Origin of the sequence: Mycobacterium sp. E1214, assembly GCF_001666755.1 — a bacterium.
Taxonomy (GTDB): domain Bacteria; phylum Actinomycetota; class Actinomycetes; order Mycobacteriales; family Mycobacteriaceae; genus Mycobacterium.
The window spans coordinates 1-22,781 of the sequence record NZ_LZJC01000160.1; the positions used below are offsets into that span (position 1 = coordinate 1).

Annotated in this window: 17 protein-coding genes; 8 read left to right on the plus strand and 9 right to left on the minus strand. The window is 68.0% G+C overall.

Going from position 1 to position 22,781, the window contains the following annotated elements:
* Window positions 1–137: 137 nt before the first annotated feature.
* From A5700_RS22155 to A5700_RS22180, 6 genes are all read right to left on the minus strand, one after another.
* A complete protein-coding gene (locus tag A5700_RS22155; RefSeq protein ID WP_231991445.1) occupies window positions 138–1,478 on the minus strand; it encodes a neutral zinc metallopeptidase in 1,341 nt (446 codons plus the stop codon).
* A gap of 279 nt (window positions 1,479–1,757) precedes the next feature.
* On the minus strand, window positions 1,758–2,237 hold the full coding sequence (locus A5700_RS22160; protein ID WP_197502734.1) for an ankyrin repeat domain-containing protein: 480 nt from the start codon (window positions 2,235–2,237) through the stop codon (window positions 1,758–1,760).
* A 607-nt stretch (window positions 2,238–2,844) separates the two neighbouring features.
* Window positions 2,845–3,366: a hypothetical protein gene (locus tag A5700_RS22165; RefSeq protein WP_156671375.1), complete on the minus strand. Its 522-nt coding sequence runs from the start codon at window positions 3,364–3,366 to the stop codon at window positions 2,845–2,847.
* A 29-nt stretch (window positions 3,367–3,395) separates the two neighbouring features.
* The gene (locus tag A5700_RS22170) at window positions 3,396–3,872 is read right to left on the minus strand and encodes a hypothetical protein (RefSeq protein WP_068066430.1); all 477 of its coding nucleotides are present in this window, start codon (window positions 3,870–3,872) and stop codon (window positions 3,396–3,398) included.
* Window positions 3,873–3,999: 127 nt separating this feature from the next.
* A complete protein-coding gene (locus A5700_RS22175) occupies window positions 4,000–4,248 on the minus strand; it encodes a hypothetical protein (RefSeq protein ID WP_068205018.1) in 249 nt (82 codons plus the stop codon).
* A 540-nt stretch (window positions 4,249–4,788) separates the two neighbouring features.
* On the minus strand, window positions 4,789–5,217 hold the full coding sequence (locus A5700_RS22180) for a WhiB family transcriptional regulator (protein WP_068066435.1): 429 nt from the start codon (window positions 5,215–5,217) through the stop codon (window positions 4,789–4,791).
* Window positions 5,218–5,791: 574 nt separating this feature from the next.
* Here A5700_RS22180 and A5700_RS25630 point away from each other — a divergent pair.
* The 6 genes from A5700_RS25630 (at window position 5,792) to A5700_RS22205 (ending at window position 12,549) form a co-directional block, all read left to right on the plus strand.
* Window positions 5,792–6,628, plus strand: a complete 837-nt coding sequence (locus tag A5700_RS25630; protein ID WP_197502735.1) for a sensor domain-containing protein — start codon at window positions 5,792–5,794, stop codon at window positions 6,626–6,628.
* 92 nt (window positions 6,629–6,720) lie between these two features.
* Window positions 6,721–7,473, plus strand: a complete 753-nt coding sequence (locus A5700_RS22190; protein WP_082960353.1) for a sensor domain-containing protein — start codon at window positions 6,721–6,723, stop codon at window positions 7,471–7,473.
* A gap of 88 nt (window positions 7,474–7,561) precedes the next feature.
* Window positions 7,562–7,996 (plus strand): hypothetical protein, encoded by a 435-nt coding sequence (locus A5700_RS26320; RefSeq protein WP_156671377.1) that lies wholly within the window; start codon window positions 7,562–7,564, stop codon window positions 7,994–7,996.
* A 65-nt stretch (window positions 7,997–8,061) separates the two neighbouring features.
* The gene (locus A5700_RS22195; RefSeq protein WP_231973702.1) at window positions 8,062–9,297 is read left to right on the plus strand and encodes a hypothetical protein; all 1,236 of its coding nucleotides are present in this window, start codon (window positions 8,062–8,064) and stop codon (window positions 9,295–9,297) included.
* Window positions 9,294–10,508, plus strand: coding sequence for a hypothetical protein (locus A5700_RS22200; protein WP_068066447.1), 1,215 nt, complete (start codon window positions 9,294–9,296; stop codon window positions 10,506–10,508). Before A5700_RS22195 ends, A5700_RS22200 begins: the two co-directional genes overlap by 4 nt.
* A gap of 7 nt (window positions 10,509–10,515) precedes the next feature.
* The gene (locus tag A5700_RS22205) at window positions 10,516–12,549 is read left to right on the plus strand and encodes a serine/threonine-protein kinase (RefSeq protein ID WP_068066450.1); all 2,034 of its coding nucleotides are present in this window, start codon (window positions 10,516–10,518) and stop codon (window positions 12,547–12,549) included.
* Between the two features lie 13 nt (window positions 12,550–12,562).
* On the opposite strand, the gene mobF is transcribed toward A5700_RS22205, so the two are convergent.
* On the minus strand, window positions 12,563–18,391 hold the full coding sequence (mobF, locus tag A5700_RS27245; protein WP_068205022.1) for a MobF family relaxase: 5,829 nt from the start codon (window positions 18,389–18,391) through the stop codon (window positions 12,563–12,565).
* A 288-nt stretch (window positions 18,392–18,679) separates the two neighbouring features.
* Between mobF and A5700_RS22215 the strand changes: the two genes are divergently transcribed.
* Both A5700_RS22215 and A5700_RS22220 read left to right on the plus strand, forming a co-directional pair.
* Window positions 18,680–19,171, plus strand: a complete 492-nt coding sequence (locus tag A5700_RS22215; protein ID WP_068066457.1) for a hypothetical protein — start codon at window positions 18,680–18,682, stop codon at window positions 19,169–19,171.
* Window positions 19,172–19,259: 88 nt separating this feature from the next.
* Window positions 19,260–19,784, plus strand: coding sequence for a hypothetical protein (locus A5700_RS22220; RefSeq protein ID WP_068066460.1), 525 nt, complete (start codon window positions 19,260–19,262; stop codon window positions 19,782–19,784).
* A gap of 361 nt (window positions 19,785–20,145) precedes the next feature.
* Here the strand turns inward: A5700_RS22220 and A5700_RS22225 are convergent, their stop codons facing one another.
* Both A5700_RS22225 and A5700_RS22230 read right to left on the minus strand, forming a co-directional pair.
* A complete protein-coding gene (locus A5700_RS22225; protein WP_068066463.1) occupies window positions 20,146–21,192 on the minus strand; it encodes a DUF932 domain-containing protein in 1,047 nt (348 codons plus the stop codon).
* Between the two features lie 472 nt (window positions 21,193–21,664).
* On the minus strand, window positions 21,665–22,612 hold the full coding sequence (locus tag A5700_RS22230) for a DUF4192 family protein (RefSeq protein WP_068066465.1): 948 nt from the start codon (window positions 22,610–22,612) through the stop codon (window positions 21,665–21,667).
* Between the last annotated feature and the right edge of the window lie 169 nt (window positions 22,613–22,781).

Below are 22,781 nucleotides of genomic sequence, written 5' to 3' on the forward strand. Positions count from 1 at the left end.
CTCAGTGCACGCGAGGTGACCACCGTTTTCTCGTCATCAATCGGCGTAATCTGGGCGGTCTGCTCGTCGCGGTCCGGGTCTGGCGTGGGCTGCGCGGTGTCGTCCAAGCAGCACCTCCTTCCATCGTGGGCGAGCGGTCAGGCGGGGAACAGGCTGTAGCAGCGCTGGTGATCGGTGCTGGTGAGTCCGGCGCGGAAGGCCGCGATCCGGTTGAACCCGGCGGCGACGGTGGTGCCGTCGGCGTCGCTGGCAACCAGGCCGTCACCGAGCAGCCCGGCCACGGCCTGGTCGACGTCAACGGAACTCAATGTCATTGCCGAGGTGGGGCTTTCGGCGAGGTGCCGTTCGAATGCTCCGGTCAGGCATGCGGTGCGTTGCGCGGTCGTGGTGGAGTGCATGGCTAGCCCTTTGGCCTTCTGCGCGGCAAGGGCGTAGCGCGAGGCCAGTGCCGACATCGCGGTGTTGGTGCCTTGCAGCAAGACGAGGTCGTGCATTTCGTCGCCGGGTGCTCCTAACGTTTGCAGACCTGCCAGGTCGACGAACACGGTCTCGGCTTCGGGACAGTAGGAGACCGGTGTGGTGGGTTTGGCGCCGTGGCACTGGGCGCTGCCCAGCGTCAGGGCCGGGGCCGGCGTGAGGGCAAAGAACGCGTTGAGTGCATCGCCGATCTGGTGGACCCAGGCTTCGGTGATGGGCACGTCGTGGCTAGCCGGTGATTCGGTGGGTTGCAGGGCGGTCGGCAGCTCGTTGCGGCGTGCCTGGATCGACGCGCCGCTGATGTCGGCGCACGCGGTAGCGCCGGAGATGAAGCCGAGTTGGAACGCCGAGACGCGATCCAGGGCGGTCCCGTGGGCGTCGGGCGCGGTCGGCCCGGTATCGGAGGGGTCGCGGCTGGTGATCACGCCGGCGAGGACTTTGTTGAGGCCGTCGCCGGCATCGAGGGTGAAGCGGCGTGATTTGCCCGCGGCTACCCAGCGCAGGTAGTCGCCGCTGAAACAGTCAGCTTGTTGCTCGGCGGTCAGGACACCATCGGAGCGTTTGACCAGATGTGCCATGCTTTGCACGGCGTGGCCGTATTCGTGGCCCATGATGCCCGGGATGGCCATGTCGCCGAAGAACTTACGTGCAGTGGGCATGAAGACGTCACGGTCCCAGGCGATGAGCCAGCCGCGGGCACAGAAAAAGGCGTTGACCAACCGGTAGGTTTCTATGCCGCACACAGACTGGCCGGATGCGTCGTGAGAGCTGTAGGAGTACAGATCTGTGACGGGCTTATTGGTGTCGGGCATCGTTCGCGGATAGTTGCCTGCCCAATACTCTTCGATGTCTTCGATGGCCTGCACGGTCAGTTTGTCGACGTCACCGCCGTCACCGCCGTGCACGGTCATCGTGGGCGCTGGGGAATCCGGGCGCAGACCGCTCGGGACTGGTGTGACCGTCAACCCGCCGGCGGTGTTGGGGTCATAGATCGGCGACATGGCGCGCCCCTGGACCACACCACCGCACCCCGCCGTCAGCGCACAGATCGCGGCCAGCGCCGCGATCGGCGGCAGTTTCGCGCGAAGGCTGGCGTGGAGGCGGCGACTCGCCCCGCCGCGGACTGCTCGCATAGGTTTATCTCAACACAGAGCGCCGACTCGACGAGGCGAAAGAAGTGGATCGCTGCGCGGTGGTCGACGTAGTTGATCGGGTCGAGCTACTTTGTGGCGGCGGCTCGATCCTTCGGCCGAGGCAGCGGCTCAACGTCTAGTCCCCGACTAGAGGAAATCAGCAAAGACCTCTTTTTGCTCGGGTGTCCCATAGAGTTTGACGAATCGCAATGCGCTCGACCCGTTGGCGGTTTGGATGGTGGGGTCGGCGCCACGGTCGCAGAGCAATCGTGTGATGTCCAGTGCTGCGGGCGTGGTGTTGCGGATGGCGCAGTAGAGGGGTGACTCGCCCTTGGTGTTGGTCGCGTTGACCTCGGCGCCGGCGTCAAGGAGAAGCCGAACGACTGCGGCGCTGATGCCTCGGGCCGCGAAGTGCAATGGCGTCGAGCCCTCGCTGTCGACTGCATTCACGTCGGCGCCCGCGGCGAGCAGCCGCTGAGAGTTGGCGAGCATGAAGTCGACCAACTTGCGGTGATTGTCTGCCCGCAACACCGGATCCGTCAGCGCTGCCGTGTGATTCAATCCGACTGGAGCATCGATGGCGGCGTAGTGCAGTGGTGTCCGGCCGGCCCGGTCACGGTTATTCACAGCCAGGTTCCCTTCTGGGACAATGGAATTGATTGGTGCGCCGCGACGTCTGCGGCGCCGGCCCGAATGTTCGTCACGGTCACGTGTCGGCGTTCGGGCGGAGCCAGGTGATGGTGTTGCCGCGGCCAATATAGGTCAGTTGCAATGTTGTACTGCTGGCTGTCAGGGGTACGTATGCCAGATCCACTGGGCTAGGCGCCGCAAGGTGCAACCACAGGACACACTGGTTGGCTTCGCCGTCGGGCATGAATCTCTTCGCCGGCGTCAGTGCCCACGGCTGGAAGCTCCATGTGCCCGATGCTTCGTCGCTATCGCCAATTCGCTGTTTCAGGGTGCCGTCCGTGGCAAGGGTGCGAAGGACGCTTTCGCCGGGTTCGGTCCAGTCTCCGAGGAACTGCTCTCGACCGAATTGCCCCTGCGCACAGACACCGTCGGTGCCGGGTCCCGACGCGCTGCTTGACCGACTTACGGCTGGCGGGGGATGCGCGGCTGACGCACACCCGACAGCGGCTAGCGCCAACGCGGCGAGTCTGCTGCGCTGGACGGCGCCGGCCAATCCTCGTCTATTCATCGAGCAAGTACCGTCCCCTGCAACAGCGTTGGACGCTCAGAAACCGAGGTTTCCCGACGGTTGCAGGATGAAACCGTGGCGTTGTCGCACCCGCGTGTCGAAGCATGCGGTCACCTCTCCCGCAGCGACCACGCAGGTGATGTTGCCCTGCGCGATTTTCTGGCCGACACCGAGCGGTTTGATGACGCCGGGCCCCTCATCGCAAGGCCCGTTCGAGGCGCCCAAGGTGATGTAGTAAATCAAACCCCCCTCGTCGCCGACCTCGTCGGACGCACACAGACCGTCGGCGTGGGGCGGCGCGGTCCTCGAGGGCCCCGGAAAGCGTCCCGTGCAGCCCGCTGCTTGCGGGGCGTCCGGATCACCGTGCATGTCGCGCGCAGAGCCGAACCCGCAAATCAAGCCGTCGGGTGTTGCGAACATCAGCGCGATCGTTCCACGCCCGTAGGTCTGATACGGGGCGGGATCAACAGCGGTGAACTTGTCGAGATCGGGCAACGCGGGCTCGGCCGCAGCGGTGCCGCAGCTGCTCGCGGCGAGCACGCTCGCGGCAAGGAGCACCGCGGACCGCCGAATCGATATGGCGCACATCAGAAGGCACTACTTCCCGAGGGCTGGAGCATAAAGCCGTGGCGTAGGCCGGCGCGGGTGTCCAAGCAAGCGGTCATCCGATCCGGGCCGACCGCGCACGTGATGTTGCCCGAGGCGATTCTCGTGCCCGCGGGTAGCGGTTTGTGGAGGAGATCGTGATCGCCACACTGCAGGTAGGCCCGGTCGAAGCGATACGTGAAGGAGTGCTTGCTACCGACGGTTTTGTATTCGCACCATCCGTTGCTCGGCGGGTCGTAGTCAATGCCCGGGAAGTGGCCGCGGCAGTTCAGGCCCTGATTGGTGGTCATGTCACGCATCTGGCCGAGGGCGATGAACGAGCAGTTCAGCCCATCCGGGGTCGAGAACTCGATGCTGTCGGAATTGATCGCGCGCCTTTCATAGGCTGCGCTGTCGACGCTGCTGAAAGCACCCATGTCGGGAAAGGCCGGTTCAGCCACCGCGGCGGTCGACGGCATCACTATGACTCCCATACCGCATGCCACAGCGCTGGCGATTCCGCCCATGCATTTTCTCAGTGTTGTTTTCACGCCTTGTTGCCTCCCGCGCTGGGCGTTGGTGAAGTCGCGCCCTCGCGCAGCAGCCTCAACGTGCCGGGGTGTCGGCGATTCCGGCCATGGCTGCCTGGCTGCGCAATAGGTTTCGTGCGCTGCGGTTTTGGTGGAGGGCAACCCAGTTCCAGATGAGCAGGGAAGCCATACTCCACCACCCGGCGACCAGGTTGTGTCGTTGAGCATCGCGGATGATGGCCTCGCACTGGGCCAATGTCCCGGTGAAGGCGTACTTCTCGTTCAAGAACGCCAGCGCCAAATCTGTGTGTTTGGTGACGCGCACGCGAAACACCGCCTGTGGCCGAAGGTGAGCGTACGGCGCCGCCGTGGCCGGTGTCGTAACGGCGGGGGAGAAGGCGGCCCCGCGCGGTGCCACCGTGGCCCTCGCCGCGGCAGGGGGATAGGGGGCGGCCGCCGTCGTGGTGGGCGCGGGCCAGCTGCCGGGGCCTTGCAGGGACTGCGGAATGCGCGGGAGGGACTGCGGGTGCGAGCCGGGTTGTCCATAGCCGTACCGGCATTGGCCAAAGGTGTTGTGTATCATGGCGATTACCTCTCGAAGGTGAGTTGCTGTTTGGTTCGGGATGCTTGCCGGCGGCTGAGCGGGGGGTGAGCGGTTGTCCGGCGCGTTCGACATCGCGTCGGTACAGCGTGGTTGGTGGTGGACCCGGTCGTTTGCTTGAGCGTCGGTGACGCGTCCGCATTCAAGGTGGTCGATGCTGACGTTGATGAGGACGCTTCTTGGGCGCTGGCGGCTCGGCTGAAGGCGTTGGCTCGAATCGGCTTGGCGCTGAGCGTGGTTGACAGGCTTCATCGTTGTCTTCTGCTAGGCCGCGCCGGCGCGCAAGTTCTGAGTGTGGCAACCTCTGTCGGCGTCGGTGAGTTCGGGAAGCGGGGCAACCGGAACATCTCCGATCTCAACGTGACGGCGCTGCTCGAATAGCCGGGCGAGTTCGGTGTAGAGCGGTGTGAGTTCCTGGGGGTAGTCGCCGGGAAGCATCACGCCGCCCCAGACGCCGTGGGTGGCGCCGGTGGCGACCGCGTTGTAGCTGCAGCGTCCGCGGAAAGGGCATTCGGCACACTGTTGGATCGCGCGCCGGCGCCTGCGGGCATCGAAGAACAACTCCGGGTCCTGGCGGCAAGCCACGTCTCGGCTGGTCTGGAAGAGCCGCACATCGGCGCGCATCTGGAAAGACGCGAAGGGTCTAGCTACGCGGTGCCGGGAATCACTCGAGGGGTCCGGGGCGATGGTCATTCGGACGCGTCCTTCCTGCAGGGGTCGGAGTCAGGGGTCTGGATCGGTTTCCGGCCAGGCTGGGGAACCAGCGCGTGGGGCGGTGGGTCCGCAAGTCCCGATCGGTATGCCGGTGACGCTAGCAATAAAACCATAGCACTGCAACGGTTTGAAATGTTGCACACTGCCTGGTGCTGTGTTTAACTCACCAGCAGATGACGGGTCGTCACGGAAATACAGCGACCCGACCGCCCTAGGGGCGGCGCCCACCAGCGATGTGCTGACGGGCAAGAGAAACCAACTAGCTGGAGTTTTCATGGACGGAAGGACGTTTCCCATGACCGACCACCCTTCCTCGACGGCGATCTCAGCACCGGCTTCGGAGGTGATAGTTGCCGAAGCAGCGCAGTGCGGTGCTCCAACTAAAACCGATGCGTCACTGCCGCCTAGTGCGCCGGCAACGATGGGCACGGCACCGGTTGGCGCCACTGATGAGGCCACGGCGGTGCTGCCTCGGCGCCCCCTCATAGCTCCTGGGCCTGGCAGCTCCTTCGTTGCGCCCGGACCGTTTCCCCCACGCCCTACACCGGCTGCGGTGCTGGCGCCCTCTGCGATGCCGACCTGGGAATTCACACCGCACTACTCGCCCGCGCAGCGCCGGTCGTGGTGGCAGGGCAACGGAAGTTGGATCGCCAGCGCAAGCGCGGTGGTGGTCGTCACAGCATGCGTTGGGTTAGGCATCCACGCCGCCAGCGGCTCAGACGGCCCGGCCGATATCCACATCGGTGCCACCTCGGCCTCGGACAGCACCTCGGCTCAGCCCGGCCCGAGCGCGGAGCCGTCGGCGACGATGCCCTTAGCAGCTCTTCCCGGGGTGCGCTTGGATGTGGCCGCCATCAACGACATTGAGGGCGCGACCAACCTAGCGCCCAGGCTCGGAGTGTCCGGCGACAGCTTTGCCTATCTCGGCGGGGACAACGACCGGCCCGAGTGCGGGGAGGTTCACGGTGTGGCACTGCAGAATGCGCTCGACAACACCGGATACGTCGCGGTGCGCACCCAAGCCCTTGATGACCCGCACCAGGATGAGCACATCGTCGACGACGCCGCGGAGTACTTCTCGACAGGCCAGGCGGCCCGTGACTTCGTCGCCAAGCAGGCACAGGCCTGGCCCAAATGCAACGGACTCTCGGTGCGCCCCACCCCGGCCCCCGGCAAGGAGCCGAGCACCTGGATGGTCGGGACGGTCACTAACCGCGACGGCATGCTGACGGTCATCTCCACCCAGGAAGGCGGCGAGGAATGGCAGTGCCAGCGAGCAATGACCGCGCGCTACAACGTCGTCATCGACGTGCGCGACTGCGGAATGAACCGCACCGACCAAGCCATCACCATCGCGACCCGCATGGCCGATCGCGTCATCCCACGCTAACGCCACCCCCAACAGCCTTGAGCCAGAGCCACCTTGGGTGGCGTCCGTGGTGTGGCACGCATGCGCTCGCAGAATCGGAGGAACCGACGATCATGAGAAAACTGTCCCGCGCAGCCACAGCTTTTCGACCGGCATGGGCGCTGGTGTTCTCGGCGTTGATCCCGCTGACAGCCTCGTGTAGCGGCGTGGTCGCCGGCGCAGCCCACCCAACGCCGAACCTCAAACCGCGCCCTTTGACGGGTGTCACCATCGAGGAGGTGATGCTCTCGGACACCGAGCTGTCGCGCAGTTTCGGTCAGAAATTTCGCATCGGAGAGCCGGTGAGGTTCGGTGGGCCGCCGGAGTTGCTTTGGGGCTGGCTTGGTACCGCCCAAAGCGATTGCTCGGGGCTCAGCCACATTCTCATGGGCGAGGTGTACACCAACGCTCAAGTGGTCAATGTGACCCATGAGCAGTGGACCGATGATGCGACCGCTGAGCAGCAACTACCCACCGTGCTGGACCTCGACGAGGGGGTGGTAGCGCTGCCCACGATGGGTGCCGCCGACGCGCTTTTTTCCAAGTTCCGCGCCCAGTGGTCCCGATGTGGTGGAGCTCGGATAGAAAGCGGCATCGGCTACCACGATGAAGTCGGTGAGGTGCATGCCGACGCCTCGACGGTGGAGGCCACGGTGACCGTGGTGGACCCGGACACTCGCCTGCGCAAGTCGCGCGCCGTGGGCGTGCGCGACAACTGCATTGTGGAGGTCGCCGTCACTTACTTCCTCGAGACCGCTCCCGCACCAGGCCATAGCGCCAGCGATGTCGCTCGCCAGATGTTGAATAAAATCGGCGATCACGCCTAAGGGCTTGGTATCAGCAGCTACCATGCTGAGTTGGTGACGTGACCGCAGCATTCGAGGTCCGCACCTCGCGGACGGGAATGAGGCAACCATGAAGGCTCACGGGACCGACCGCACGGGCCCCTCGCCTCAGCCGCAGACGTCGCTCAGCGACGGTCGAGCCCGGCGACTCAATGCAGCACAACAGGCCCGTCTGCGCCGTGCCACCGACGAGGCCGCACAGCTCTACCCCAACAACCTCGACTTGCAGCGCTGCGCCGTTCAAGCAGCACTCGACTACCTCTGTGGCGCAGCTGATTTGGAGACGGCAGCCCGGGACTGGCAACGCAGCCGTCGGCAGGAAACACTGCACCGTGCCCGGGTGCGCCAACTAGCGGTGATGTCGATCGCCGACGGCGCCGTCTCGGAACGGGGCGCCGCCCTGACACTCGGGATGGACCGGATGCGACTACGGCGCTGGTCGGGCAAAGCGGTGAGCGCCGCAGCGCTTGGAACCGCCCACACAACAGGCGACGGCGGCCAATGAGCAAACCGCACCGCGGCTTTCGGCACAGCGATGGCCCGCGCCGACGCCGCATGCTCCCCGCACTGGTGGCTGTGCTCGTAGCGGCCACACTAGGCAGCGGCTGCGCAAAGCAGGTAGGCGGCGGCGCGGTCAAGTCCAGCAGCACACCGTCACCGGCGGCAGCGCCAGCGGTCAACCTGGCGTTGCTCGACCCCGGCAACTATCCCCGCAAGCCCCGCCCGCCGCTGGGCACCGTGCCCGATGAGGCCACGGGACGTAGGGTGGAAGCCCAGCGGATGGCCGACAATGTGGTTGGCCCCTGGCAGGTTGACCCCGCGTTGATCAGCCCGACCAACAGCGAGATCGCACCCACTACGGCCTTCGCCGACCCGGCGAAGCTGTCAGCGCTAGTGCGGGGCGACTCCATCGCGGCGATCTCGGCCACCCATCACTTCCTCGCCGGTTTCGTCAGCGGACGCGCCACCACGCCGCCACCCTCCGGGCAGCCGAGCACCAACGACAAGCCCAAGATTTTGGACAACGCCGTTCTGCGCTTTCCCAGTCCTCAAGAGGCCGGCGACGCCGCCGCAGCCATGGCCGCCGCCGACGCCGCCACCGTCCGACCCGGCAACGTCTGGGCTACCCGCCTGCCGGTCCCGCGTCACTCGGACACGAAGGCCTACGTGGCCGCACTGTCCGGGGGCTTTGAGGCCTCGTCGTTTACCGCGCGCGGCCCCTATGTGCTGTTCCAATTCGCAGGGACCAAAGACAGCGCCGCCGCCACCGCGGACCTGTTCGCCGCAACCCTGGACCTGCAAGTCCCCTTGGTCGACCACTTTCAACCTACCCCCGCCGACCAACTGGCCTCCTTGCCCGCCGACCCCACTGGTCTACTGGCGCGCACCGTGCCGGCGACCGAGCCCAACGTCAATCAGGCCGCGGTCTACCCCCCGCACGCATCCCTGCATTTTCGGTCCAATCCCGTTGCGACGCAGGAAGTTTATGATGATGCTGGCATCACGCATGTGGCCGCAGATCGCACCAGCGTGTTCGAGGCCGTCGATCCCACCGGCGCCCAGCGCGCGGCCGCGGGTCTGGCCCGCATCGATGTCCCCTTCCTCAATTACCGTCCCGCTCCGGGCATTAACGGGCTGCCCTCGGCACGGTGTTATGACCGCGGACCCGACACCACAACGCTCGGGGAGGTCCGGTTCCTGTGTATCGCCAGCGCCGACCACTACGCCTTCCGCGCCACCGCCGCACAAGAGGCCGACGCCCACCAACTCGTGGCCGCCCAATACCTGATGTTGACCGCCCCATGAGCCGCAGCGCACGCGCCACAATTGTGGCCCTGTTAGCCGCCATTGCGGCGCTGACGGTGGCCTGCAGTACCACCATCGCGGGCTCGGCGGTCAAAGCGCCGGGACAGACCAGCTCCGACGGCGTCGATGTCGCGCTGCTCGATGCCGGCAACTTCCCGACCACCCCGCGGCCCGCCTTCGGCGTCGCCGGGGACTCCCAAGAAGGCGGTTGGGCCGAGGCGCGTCGCCTGGCCAGCGCTGTGGTCGGACCGTGGGAAGTCGACGCCGCCCTCATCGCCTACGCACAAATCGATTCCGGCGTCATCCAAGGCACCGACGCCGTCAATGCAAGGCTGGGCGCGCCCCTAGGTGACGCGCTCAATGGCCACCATCTCGTCGCCGGGTTCTCCAGCTCCCGGCACACCGACAAAGGCCCCGACAAAGGCTTGCTGAATCTCGTCTTGGAATTCCCCAGCCCCGCGGACGCTGCTGGGGCGGTCGCGGACATGGCCACCAAAGACGCAGCCTTAACCGTGCCCTTCGGTGATCACCCCATCCCGACGCAACCCCGTTCAATACCGCGCCACAACGGCACGGTGGCGCTGACCTACACCATGACCGTGTCCTATCCGCCGCCGGCGGGGCCGCGATTCTTCGTCACCGCTTTGAGCGCGCACGGCCAATACGTGTTGGCCCAGACCGCGGAATCGGCAGACAACGCCGACGCTGGAGCCCAAATGATCGCCACCGCCTTGGATCTGCAGCAGCCACTGGTTGACACCTTCAAACCCACTCCGCCGGATCAACTGGCCCAACTGCCGCTTGACCCCGACGGACTGTTGGCGCGCACGGTGCCGCCTCGACACGAAAACGAGACGATCAACGACGGCATCTATGACCCACACGGAGCGCTCCATGTCGTCCCCGGTGACCCGCTGCACCTGGCCGCGCTGTTCAAATCCGCAGGCGTACAACACGTTGCGAACTATGCCGAGACCCGCGTGTATCAAATGCCCGACCCCAACGGGGCGGGCCGGCTGGTTGCCGACATGACCGGAGCGCACCCGGTCAAGGGCATCACCGCGATGCCGAAAGCCAAGTGTTTCAACGAGACGTTGGCCTATTGGTGTGTGGCCCGCGCCGACCGCTACGCCTTTGAGATGCAAAACGAACAGGAGAACGCGCTACACCAGATGATGGCCGCCCAATACCGCATGCTGACCGGGAAATGAGCCACCCATGCCTTTGGCTGTAGGAACGATGATCGCGGGCTACCGCATCGAGAGTGTGTTGGGTTCCGGCGGGATGGGCACGGTCTATCGTGCCCGGCACCCGACCTTGCCACGCAGCGATGCGCTCAAGATCCTGTCCGCCGAACTGTCCACCGATCGCCAGTTTCGGGTTCGCTTCACCCGTGAGGCCGACCTGGCCGCCACGTTGAACCATCCCAACATCGTGCGGGTCTACAACCGGGGCGAAACCGAGGACGGTCACCTGTGGATCGCCATGGAATATGTCGAGGGTGCCGCGGCCAACGACCTGCCCAAGGTGAACTTGACCCCAGCTCGGGTCGCGCGCATCATCTCCGACGTCGCCGCCGCGCTGGACTATGCCCACTCGCGGCGAATACTGCACCGCGACATCAAACCCGGCAACTTTCTCATCTCTTCACCGGGCAGCGATCACGAACGCGTCTTATTGGCTGACTTCGGCATCGCACGCGCGCTTGACGATGCCACCACCTTGACCGCGACTGGCTCGATGGTCGGCACCGCCGCCTATGCCGCGCCAGAAACCATCGAGGGCAAGCCGGTTGATCCGCGCACCGACGTCTATGCGCTCGGCTGTGCGCTATTTCGGCTCCTAACCAGCCGTACGCCCTTTGAAGAGGGCGGGTCATTGTCGGCGATGCTGGCCGGTCACCTGATGCGCCCGGCCCCGCGCCCCAGTGACTTCAGCCCCGGTCTACCGCCAGAAATCGATGCCGTGGTCGCCCGCGCGCTAGCAAAGGATCCCGCCGAGCGGTTCCAGTCCGCCGGCGCACTGGCCGCGGCCGCCAGCGCGGCATTACGCAATGCGGCGGCGCCACCCACCACGTCCGGCCCCAACCTTGCTGCTCAAGGCCCCGCGTATCACACCGTGACCTACCCAGCCACCGGACCCTCGGCCGCCGGCGGCCCGTTCCCCGGCTACCCGCCACCACCCGAGGCTGGCCCCTTCACCGCCTACCCGCCACCGCACGAGGGCGCCCCGCCGCGCTCTGGAGTCGGCGCACCTGCGTTGAGCGGCTCGGCGCCGCCGAAAACCAAGCGGCGCAAGCGCAGTCGTGTCGTCCTCGCCATAGTTGCCGCAGTGGCCGTCCTGGCGGGCGCCGCGGTGGGCGTTCATCTCTACGACGGCACCGACAACGGGCCCGGCCCCTACCAACCTCAAACACTGAGCACCAAGTTCGGGTCTTTGCGACTTGACCATCGGCCGCTATCAATTGCCGCGCTGGGCTCCGGGGACGCTGACGCCGTGCTGTCGTTGGGGGTGCAGCCGGTGGTGCTTAACCAAGCCAATGCGACGGTGCCGAGTTGGCTGCAATCGTTAATTCACGGCAGCCCACCGGTGTTCGCTGCGGCCGACCCCGCGGCCATTAGCGCCGCCAAACCCGACCTGATCATCGACACCGACAACGTCGACGAGCCCACCTACAATGCGTTGACCGCCATTGCCCCCACGCTGACCTCGCCCGCCGACGCGAACCCGGATTGGACGTGGCAGGCTCAGTTGCAGTGGATCGCGACTGCGTTAGGACGCACTGACACCGCTAAGCAACTCCTCAACGACGCACAGTTGCAACAGGATACGATCCGCTCCCAACATCGCGCCTTTACAGGAAAATCCATCGTCGCGGTCAACTACACCGGTACTGCGACGACCGCCGCGGCGACGTCATCGCCCGTAAGCGACTACCTCGAAGGCCTCGGGTTCACCTACAACCCGCACTACAAACGCAGCCCCGGCGGACCCCCCGACGTCCCCTTCGACATCAACGACATCGATTACATCGGACAACGCAGCGACGTCATGCTGCTGTTGCGCACCGACCCCGCCGCCGGCGGCGGCGGATACGCCGGTCTTCCCGCCAAATACAGCAGTTACAGTGGCGGCACTCTGGTCATCGTCGATGACCCCGCCACGATTGCCGCCCTCAACGCCGGCGGACCGGCGGCTACCTCCTACCTCAACAACGCTCTGGTCACCAAGCTCAGCACCCAGATCCACTAGCGCCGTCGCTCGACTAGAGCCCGAGGCCCTCACCGCCGCGGCGTTGCTCTGGGCCGCGGGCGCGACTGCGTTCGGCGATCTCAGCAAGCCGTTCTGGCAGGGATGCGATCTCGCGCAGTTCGTCGGTGACGCGGGCGCGGTGACGTAACAGCTCGACGGCGCGTTGGCGTTCCGGGCTGGGCGCATTGGCGGTCGCGACGTGGTGTTCGGCGCGTTCTATTGCGGTCCGCGGTGCGCGGTGGTCGAGGACGCGGGTGCCCAGGTGCTGAGTGTGCGGCGCCTCGTGGCTGAGCACGGTGAGCAGAGGATGGGTGCGCTGTTGATCGTCGGTGGCGATGAGCACGACTTTAGTGTTGGTGTCAGCGGCGCTGTGGGCGAGCCAATTGAGCTGCTCGGCGGTCAGTGTCTGAGCGCGCTCGACGATGAGCAGATCGCCCCGCGCTGGCAGCTGGTGGGTTGCGGTGGAGTCGTGGCGGTAGCGCCCGATGCTGGCGGTGGCGTCGGCGTATGCGTGATCGGTGGGGTTGTCTTTTGTGGTCAGCGCGAGGATGCGTTTGTTGTGGTCGTGAGCCGTGTCGGCCAGGGCGGTCAGGACGGCGGTGCTGTCGGCGCCGGGGTGCACGCACAGCAATTGGACACTGTGAATGCTGGTCGTGATGGCGGTGACCGCGTGGCGCTGCTGGTCGTCCAGGCTGTCGAGCGCGGCCGGCGGCGGGGTGTAGCGGGCGGCGGGGCTGGCGGCGGCGGCGGCGCGAAGGAAGTCCACTTCGGCCTGGAGTTGGTTCAGGTCAGCGCCGAGATCGTAGCTTTGCAGCGGGCTTTGGGCCAGCGAGCGGGCGGCGGCGGCTTCGGCGCGGCTAAGCTGATCATCGAGGAGGCGGGTGTCGCGGCGCGCGGCGTTTAGCGCTTCGGTATCGGCGCGTACCGCGTGGGCCCGCAGGGCGTGGAGCTGTTGTTCGGTGACGATGCCGGCCGGGCCGCCGGCGATGTCGATGAGGTCGTTGCGGGCGGCGTCGAGGCCGTCACGGGCGATACGCACCGCGGCGTCGACGAGTGGGGTTTGTTCGTTGAACGTGGCGTGGTGGTGCTGGTAGCGGGCGGCGGCCTGCTGATCGCCGCGCTGGGTGGCGGCAGTAATCGCGGCATCGAGCTGGGTGAGCATTCGGTGGTGCAGCTCGGCGGTGTCTTCGGCGTGTATCCAGCGGCCGTGCGCGCGGGCGAGGGCTTGTTGGTAGGGGCGTTGGGCGACGAGTCGGTGGTGCAGCTCGGCCAGCTCGGCGGCAGAGGCGCGTTCGGCGGGGCCGCCGCCACCGGTGAGGATGGCGGCGGCGAGTTCGCGGGCGTGCTGGTGGGCGGCGTCGCGGCGGGCCCGCAGGGCCGGGATGTCGATGTCGTCGACGCGGGCAGCTGTGGCGGGCCGCACGGTGGGCAGGTCGGTGAAGTCCAGGCCGCCGAGGTCGTGGTCGGGTTCGCCGTGAGGGTAGTCGTGCGGGTCGGGTGGGTGCTCGTCAAGATCAGGAAGTGAAATGGAGTAGTCGTCGACGGCCAATGGAGCGGGGCCGGTGGCGGTTTCGGCGTATTCGGCGGGGTGGGGGATGTCGGGGTCGATGGTGGCGGCGTGGTGGGCGAGTAGTTCGACGCGGTAGGTCAGGAGGCGGGCGTATTCGTCGGGCCGGATGGTTTGGGTGTCGGCGATGTCGTGCAGGTGTTCGGCGGCCGCGACGAGCAGGTCGTAGGGGAGCCAGTTGGCGGCGGTGACGGCGGCGACCAGGCCGGGCCAGGCGGGGTCGGTGATGACGGCCTCGGCAATGCGGGTGCCCAGCAGGTGGTGCAAGTGGGCGGTCCACTCGGGCCGCAGTTTGGTGTCGGCGCCTTCGAGGGAGGGGGGTGCCAGCGTGCCGGCCAGGCGCCACCACAGGGCGGCGGCGGGCATGTCGGCGGGCAGGGGACCGTGCGCGGTGGCGGCGTCATGCAGGAGCGCGGCGACGTCGGCGCCGGCGCGGGCGGCGCCGTCGAGGTGGGTGGCCAGCCGCGGCCAGTAGGGGTCGGTAGTGAGGTGGGGGTCGATGGTGTGGGCGAGTTGGCGCCAGCGGGTGGTGTCGGCGCCGGCGCGGGTCAGGGCGTCGTCGAGGCGGGAGTGGACGGCTTGTTGGAAGACCGCCGAGCGGTTGGCGTGCTGTTCGGGTCCGGTGATTCGGGTGTCGGCGGGGTCGACGTCGTGGGCGGCGCGGAAGACCGCGATTTCGGCGAGCAGGTTTCGGCTGTGGTCCAGGAGCGGCCGCGCCCAGGCCGGTGTGCTCGCAGCATCCCAGGCGCGGGCGATGTCGCGGATGTGATCGGCGAGTTCGCGCACGAGGTCGGCGCGCTGGTCGAGGTATGTCGCCCAGGTGGGGTCGGTGGCGATGACGTCGGGGACCGCGGGCAGCCAGTGCAGCGGTCCCCGCTCGGTGGGGCCGGCGCCGCTGGGGGTGGGCAGGCGCCAGTCCAGGACGGCGGCGGGGTCGTGGGTGTCGGCCAGGCCGGTGGCGGCGGCCTGGTGCAGCGCGTGCACCGGGTCGTGTCCTTCGACGGCGAGCAGGGCGAGGTTGCGGCGCAAGACGGGCCAGCCTTGGGCGTCGGTGAGGTGGTGGCCGAGGTCGGTGGCGGCGGTGTCGATGCGCGCCATGACTGTGGGGCCGGCGTGTTGTTCGGCGGCGGCGGTGAGCGCGTCGGAGTACATGTCGGCGGCGCGGTGCAAGCGGTTGAAGGGGTCGGTGTCGGCGGCGGCGAGGGTGTGCGCGGACTGCTGGGCGCCGTCGCGCTTGAGGATGGCGGTCAAGACGTCCACGGCGGTGGGCGGGTGGGTGGCTTTGGGGGTCAGGATGCGGTGTGGGTCGGCTTCGGCGGTGGAGCCGTAGAAGTGGTTTTCGGTGCGGCCGCGGGTTCCTGCGACGTAGAGCTGTTGGCGGGTCAGGCGGTCGGAGATGACGGTGTGGCAGGTGCCGTCGATGTCGCGGCCGCCGGCGGTCATCCCTTGGGCGGCGTTGATGGTGCTGGCGTAACCGAGAGTGGTGGAGGTCCGTACGTAGCGGGCGGGTAGCCGCACGGGGGTGGCCGGTCCGCGCAGCGGCACGACGGTGATCGAGCCGTCGTCGTGCACGGCGCGGATGACCCAGCGGTGGCCGTTTTTCACCCAGGCGCCGTGGGTGGTGGTGCGTAGCCAGCGGGCGTTTTTTCGGGTGGCGACCCAGTCGCCGGCCGAGGCGGTCAATCCGTCGGCGAGGGTGACGGTGGCCGCTGAGTCTGGGCCACCGGAGGGGTTGGGGGTGGCGGTGAGGCGGTCGAGGCGGGCGCGTTCGTTGAGCTGGGCGACGAGGTCGTTGGTGGGGGCTAACAGGATGGAGTCGCGGCCGGCGGCGCGGTCGGCGGCCCAGGCGGTGTAGGCCATGTCGGCGGCGGTGGCGTCGGCGCCGACATGCACGCGGTGGTGGTCGATGTAGAAGCCGATTCCTGCCGGGTCGCCGGCGCGGATGGCCAGGCTGGCGGCGGCTTCGGCCTTGCCGGTTTCGGGGTGGGTGAAACGCACGACGGTGCTCAACGTGACGGTGTCGTGGGCCTCGGCCAGGTCGCGCAGGACCCCGCCGGCTGAGATCGAGGCGAGCTGTTGGTCGTCACCGATGAGGCGCACGCTGGCACCGCGGGCCAGCGCGTGGGCGATGAGGATGTCCAGGTCGGTTGTCGAGGCCATGCCGGCCTCGTCGACGATGAGCAGGGTGTCTGAACCGATGCGGTCGAACCACGCTCGGGCGGGATCGTCGGCGGCGGCGGGGGTGCCGTGGCTGGCGTCGGCGAGCTGGATCAGTTTGGCGATGGTGTCGGTCGGGGAGGCGAGGTCTTGGGCCAAAACTTCGGCGGCACCGGCGGTGGGCGCCAGGCCGACGACAGTGCCGCCACTGTTGCGCCAGGCGGCCGCCAGGGCGGACATGGCGGTGGTTTTGCCGGTGCCGGCTGGGGCGAGCGCGAGCTGCACGCGCGCACCGGAGGTGGCCATCTCGCGCACCAGGACCGTTTGGCCGTGGTTGAGTTCTAGGCCGTGGTTGGCGTGGGCCTCGGCCAGGGCTAAACCGATGCTGGTGTCATCGACGGTGCGGCCGTCACGCAGGGCGGCTGCGGCCAGGATGCGCCGCTCGGCGGCCATGATGGCGGCGCTGGTGTAGACGGTGGTGTCATGGCGGGTGTAGACGCTGGAACCGTCGCGCCGCCGCAGCGGCGCTGGCTCTTCTTTTTCGGTGTCGGCGTGGCTGGTCAGGGTGATGCTGTGGGCGCCGAGCGCGGTGGCGACGATGCGGTTTACCAGGTCGGGGCCGCCGGGGTGGTTGGCGTAGCGCAGTGCGCGTTGGGCTTGGGCGCGGACATGGTTGACCGTCCAGGTGGCTCGGGATTCTGAGACGGTGGCGATCACCGCCGCGGCTTGGTCGTCGAGCCATTCTTGGGTGATGTCGACCCGCTGCGAGCGGCCCTGATTGGTGACGTCGGCGAGCATGGCGGTCAGCGCGCGTTGGCTGCCCAGCACCTCGACGGCCTGTACTCGCCAGGTGTGGCGCTGCTCGGCCAGTGAGCGCGGTTCGTGCTTGGCTTGGCGGGTTTCCAAGGTGGCCTGCTGGGTCAATGCGAGCATCTCGACCACGGTGGGTTCACGCCCGTGGCTGGTGTGGAACTGCTTGGCCAGCTCACCCACCCGCTGATCGATGGCCGCGCGGCGCGAGGAGTATTTCTCGATCAGCGCGGTGGGGATTCCGACGATTTCGCGCACTGGTCGTTTGCCCGGTGTGGGGGCGGTTTCGGCAAATGCCACACCGAGTTTGGCGATCGCGAGCGCTTCGAGGCGGGTGTTGTAAAGCTCGGAGGCGGCCACCGTGGCGTGATGCAGCGGGGTGCCGTCCAAGGCCAGCCAGCGCGGGATGCCAGCGGCGCCAATGACTTGCACTTTGTTGCTGATCACCAGGTGGGTATGCAGGTTGGGATCTCCGGCGCGGCTGTCGCGGTGATCAAAGGCCGCGGCGATCAATCCGGTGGTGTTGACCTGAGCAACACCGTGGGCGCCCATGCGCGAAAACGCGGCGTGTTCTTCCAGAAATTGCAGCGTGTCAGCGACGGCCTGGTGGTGGCAGTCCTCGATCGCGGCCGCGATCGAGGCGGGGGCGATGGCCCACAACGCCGAGACCGATTTCACCGGTGTGAACGTCAGATCGTAGCCGGCCACTGCGGTGCTCGCCGCTCGGGAGTTACGCGCGATGAAACCCGAGAGTTCGCGGTCATCAGCGGGAGGCCGGGCATACGCTTCAATGAACATTTCACGCCCTAAGGCGGTGCGGATGCGGGCCTTGATATCGGCGGGCAGGCTTGCGTGCTCGTCGTCACCGACGGTGCTGTTGTAGTCGCGGTAGGCCCTCCGCAGCCGGGTCATGAACTGGTTTTCAGTGTTGCTGGTCGCGAAGGGCCGTCCCAGCCGTGCGGCGGCGAGCGCGCCTGCGTGACCGAGTCCCAGGCCGGTCAGATGCCGGGTGATCCGGTCGGCGTTGGGGTGCAGGCCTTCTCCGAAGAGGGCCTTCATTTGGTCTTCGCTGACCTGCGAACCGTCCGGCACTCCCCATAGGTCGGCCACGATCGGGTCGGACGGGTCCCGCGAGACGGGCCGGCCAAGTGCGGCTAGGCCGCGGCCCATCCATACCCCGGGGGATTCACCTTTGGTGCTGTAGTAATCGGTCAGGCTGGGCCGACCCCGGTCGGTGGCATCGGAGGCGGCGACTTGCCGGATCAGGTACATATACCCGTCTCCGGCGCTCAGCTTGTGCAAGCCCATCACCGCGACATCACCACACCATCGACTCTCACACCCGCATCGGCGTTACGCGATGGCCGCGGCCAACAAAACCGTGTCTTTAGATGGCCTAACCAACGCACCGTTACCGTTTCGTGACCCTAAGTGCAAGAGGTGTGATGTGTAGTGAGCGGTGGTAGTTAGGGTGGCCTAAGTGACGGTGGGCTGGTGTGGTGAGTGGTCGGGTCCGGGCATGGGGAGTTGGCGCGGTGGCGAGATTTTTGTGTTCGGGTGCGGCGTAACGGTTTTGCGGGCTTTAGCGTGTGGGACATGGGAAATAAGGCGGTCAGCAAGGAGGCCCGGCGGGCGGCGCGCGAAGCGGCCGCCGCGGCGCAGGAAGAAGTGCTCCGGCGCACGAGGGCCAACGTGGAGGATCTAGCGGCGTTCTTCGACGCACGGGATCGGGCAGACGCGGTCGATGCGTGGCTGGCCGAGCGTCAGCAGGCGTTGGCCGAGCAGGCCGCGCAGCGGCGCGCGGGCCACCGCCTGGCGTGCGGGACGGCGTTGCGGTCGATGCGCGATCGAGGGGAGTCGCTGCGCAAGATCGCGCGCATGGCCGGGATCAGCGAGAAATCGGCGCGGGAGTTGATCCGCGACGCCGAGTCAGCGCACGCCGACCAAGGAGCGGCCGACGTGGCGGAGGGCGTCGACGCGGCGGCACCGGTGCGGTCGGCGCCGGAATCCCTCGCGGCAGCCGAGCCGGGCGGCTTTGAGGGCGTAGCCGCTGAGCGGGCCGTCGAGCCGGTAGCAGCGCGGATCTAGTCGCGGCACCGGGACTGTCGGTGGCGGCTGCGACGATGGCGGCGACGGGCGGCCGTAAGGCCGCCGAAGCCGAAAGCATTTGGGAGTCATGGGGGTTTCGCAACCGCTACGTCTGGTAGTGGATTCGCGGGTGCATCGCGAGGAGTTGCTGCGCTTTGAGAACAGCGTCGTGCGCGGGCCGGGCCCGGACGACTGCGCGATCTGGTGTTCGGCGATCGGGGCCGACGGTTATGGCCGATTCTGGGTGCGCCGCGGCGGTGAGCGAATCATGGTGCGGGCCAACCGCTACGCGCTCGCCGCCGGGCTTAACGGTGCGGCATTAGAGCCGTGGGTGCGGGCCCTGCACGGGTGTGACAACCCGGTGTGCGTGCGCACGAGCGGACCCGACGAGCTGGGCCTGTTGCACATCATCGGCGGCTCGCAGCGCGACAACATGATGATGATGGCGCGCGCCGGTCGCGGCGGCGGCCGGGTGGTGGTGCGCCGCGGCGATCACGGGGTGCGGGCGCGCCGCGCCCGGGCGGTGGCGCTGCGCGAAGCGGTGCGCCATGGATGGGACGCCGAAGCGGTCGAGGCGGCGCTGCTGGGGTCGACCGATCCCACCCTGTGGTAAGCCCGGCCGGTACGGCCATGCGGCACACGGCGGAGGGCTGTCGGGCGCCAATCGCACCGGGCGCGCGGCGCGCCCGGTGAGCGGCGCGCGGACGGTGCAAGGCCCACGGCTATGCACGGCCCGGCGCGGGCGGTGGCGCAGCGCTGTCGGCGCGGCGGCGCGGGCGTACCGGGCGGGGCGAGGACAGACACGGTGGGAGCGCGAGCGCCAGGAGCGCAGCGCGCGTGGAACGCGGCGCTGGCGACGCGCTGGCGAGCGCTGGCGAGGCAGCAGTGCGGGCGTTCCCAGCGGAAGAAAAAGGGGGCCCCGGCCAACCCCGCAAGTGCGAGTGCTGGCCGGGCCCCGGTCATCCGGTGGCGCGCTACAGGGTCTGCAGCAGACGGAACGCCTGCGCCTTGAGCGATCCGCTGCCCGTGGCCGCGGTAACGGTCCGCAAGGCGCGGGCGGTGCTGGCGTCACCAGCGGCTCGGGCGCCACGGACCGGCACGACGTGGTCGAGGTATTCGGTGACCGCGTTGTAGGCCGCCCACCGGGTGCCGGCAATCGGTGTGATGGTGGGCGACGACGTCCACAGCTTGACGATCCCGCTGGCGCGTTCGCGGCGGTGGCGTCGGGTGGCGGGCGTGCCGGCGACGTCGACCTCGAGCAGGGTGTTGGCGAAGTCGCGCATCTGTTCGGTGTCCATCGGAGCCGCGTAGAGCGCGGCGGCCTCGGCTTCGAACGCCTCGATGTAACGCCAGCTGAGCTTGAGGGCGTTGCGGGCTTCGGCGATCGAGGCCCGCGCCCCGCCGGTGTGGCGGATGGAGAAGCTGGCCTTGGCCGACCGAATCGCGGCGCTTTGGGTGTTGGCGCACACGATGCGGACCGGGGACACGAGGAACCGGAATGCGGAACTGCCGTCGTGAGAGTTCAACGCCACGAGGTAGAAGTCCGTGCGGTCCTGGGTGCCATCTTTGCCGTCGAGGACCATGCTGCTGGGCAGCTTCATGGTCACGAACGTCTCGCGTCCCCCGCGCAGGGCGCCGGCGGTCTCGAACTGCGCGCCGCCGCTTTGGTCCACCAGGGCGTCGAGCAGGTCGCAGGACGCCTCGTTTTGGACGGGCTCGTACTTGCTGCCCACGACCCCGAGGACGTCGAGGCGCCCGTTGATGGGGTTGGTGCGCACGGTGGCGTAGAAGTCGGGTACCGCCAGCGGCGCGGGGGTGGTGACGCCGGTGTCGTCGAGGACGGGTGCCTGGGGCACCTGCAGCGGCATTTTGCGAACGTTCCAGCCGGCCAGGTGCGCGGCGTGAAGGGCCTCGCTCGCGGTCATCGCGTGACCGACTGATTGGCCGAGCCGGTGCCAGGCATCGGAGCGGGAGTTGGCGAAGGAGACGTGTCCATCGGTGGTGTCGAGTTCGTGTGCCATGAGAGTGTTCCTTTCGAGAAACGGTGTTGGTTAGCGCCGCTCAGCGCTGGGTGTGCAGGGACCGGCGGGGTGGCGGTGTCAACCCCGAAGAGGCCGGCGGGAAGCCGGAGGCGGATTTTCGGCCCGCGCGAGCCCGGCGCGGTGAGCGCCTAGGGGCGAGCTGGCGTAGGGCCGATAAATGCCGCCGGTGCCGCCCGGGCGGGAGCGGGAGCCGCCCGGTAGGGCGGCGGGAGCGGCAGAACGGGCGAGCCCGCCGGGTGTGGGTTGACAGCGTCGGGGTCCCTGACGGTCAGACTTGGCACCCGCTGACGGCTAGAAGAAGGTGCGGGGCTACGGATGTGGTGGCCACCGGCAGGTGGCCAGTCCGGTCGCGCGGGGCGCGCCGGTAGCCTGCTGGGCCCGAAGAAAAAGGGGGGCCCGGCCAGCCCCCTCGCTGCTGGGGAGAGTTGGCCGGGCCCGGGACGGTTTCGGGCTACTCCTCGTTGGTGGCGGAGATGATGGCGCGGCTGATCTGCTCGGCGGGGATGTCGTTGTGTAGTGCGGTGAGCAGCATGAGCGCCAGCCGCGGCGGGGCGGTCTGGGTGGTTTGGGCTTCGTGGAGGGCGGCGCGGGCGGCGATGGCGGCGCGCAGGGTGTCCTCGCGGAACACGTAGCAGGCGGCGGCGATGGTGAGCGCTTCGGCGCGGGGCTGGCCCCGCAGGCGCCGGGCGATGTGGGTCCACAGGTAGGCGCCGGTGTCGCTGTGGCGGGCGGCCGCCCCGATCATGGCGTCGCGCACCGCAACGTCGGTGGTGATGGCGATGCCGGCGCGGGTGGGCAGGCTGCGGTCGATGGGGTGGCCGTCGAGGGCGTCGGCGATCTCCTGGGCGACGTGGAGGACGAGTTCGCCGGTGTCTCCGACGGCCAGCGGGGGAGCTGGTGGCAGGTAGGCGAATTCGGCTTCGATCTCGTTGCGGCTGGTGCTGACGCGGTCGCCGCCGAGGACCCGGTGGGCGGTGACGAGTGAGTCGGTGTAGGGGTAGGTGGGGCCGGTGGCGTGGGTGTCGGGGTCATACCACTGTCCTTCGGCGGTGACGTCGCGGGCCATCAGGCGGCGCAGAACCGGGATGCCGGCGGCGCGCAGCGCGACCCGCAGGGCGTCCAGGACGGTCAGGGCGTGCCATTCGTGGGGTTGGTCGCAGACGGCCAGGAGGACGGCGGCGTGGCTGGTCTCGGGTCGCAGGTTGACGGTGGCGGGGAAGTTCGCGGCCTGTTCGACGCTGATGGTGACGTCGAAGCGGATGGCGGCGCGGACGACCAGATCGCCGGTGGGGTCGCGGTGCAGCAGGTAGGCGACGATGCTGTTGGTGGGGGCGAAGCCCAGGAGGGCCGCGGCGGCCGCGACGATGTCTGCTTCGGTGCGCAAGGTGGTGGTGGGCATGGTTGTTCTCCGTTCTGGGTGCTGGGTGGTGCGCCGGTCAGCGCTGGGGGAGCGGTTAATCGGGTGAGGGTGGGCGGTCAACCCCGAAGAGTCCGCGCCGAACGCAGCAGGGTTTTCGGCCCGCGCTCGCCGGCGCGAAGCGCCCTGGCGGGCTGGCATTGGGCCGAAA

Bases quoted from the DNA above. Each gene is read 5' to 3' on its own strand.
- A5700_RS22220 (WP_068066460.1), top strand. From the start codon at position 19,260: ATGGGGGTTTCGCAACCGCTACGTCTGGTAGTGGATTCGCGGGTGCAT.
- A5700_RS26320 (WP_156671377.1), top strand. From the start codon at position 7,562: ATGAAGGCTCACGGGACCGACCGCACGGGCCCCTCGCCTCAGCCGCAG.
- A5700_RS22215 (WP_068066457.1), top strand. From the start codon at position 18,680: ATGGGAAATAAGGCGGTCAGCAAGGAGGCCCGGCGGGCGGCGCGCGAA.
- A5700_RS22205 (WP_068066450.1), top strand. From the start codon at position 10,516: ATGCCTTTGGCTGTAGGAACGATGATCGCGGGCTACCGCATCGAGAGT.
- A5700_RS22230 (WP_068066465.1), bottom strand. From the start codon at position 22,612: ATGCCCACCACCACCTTGCGCACCGAAGCAGACATCGTCGCGGCCGCC.
- A5700_RS22155 (WP_231991445.1), bottom strand. From the start codon at position 1,478: ATGTCGCCGATCTATGACCCCAACACCGCCGGCGGGTTGACGGTCACA.
- A5700_RS22170 (WP_068066430.1), bottom strand. From the start codon at position 3,872: ATGCCGTCGACCGCCGCGGTGGCTGAACCGGCCTTTCCCGACATGGGT.
- mobF (WP_068205022.1), bottom strand. From the start codon at position 18,391: ATGGGCTTGCACAAGCTGAGCGCCGGAGACGGGTATATGTACCTGATC.
- A5700_RS22190 (WP_082960353.1), top strand. From the start codon at position 6,721: ATGAGAAAACTGTCCCGCGCAGCCACAGCTTTTCGACCGGCATGGGCG.
- A5700_RS22200 (WP_068066447.1), top strand. From the start codon at position 9,294: ATGAGCCGCAGCGCACGCGCCACAATTGTGGCCCTGTTAGCCGCCATT.
- A5700_RS22225 (WP_068066463.1), bottom strand. From the start codon at position 21,192: ATGGCACACGAACTCGACACCACCGATGGACACGTCTCCTTCGCCAAC.
- A5700_RS22180 (WP_068066435.1), bottom strand. From the start codon at position 5,217: ATGACCATCGCCCCGGACCCCTCGAGTGATTCCCGGCACCGCGTAGCT.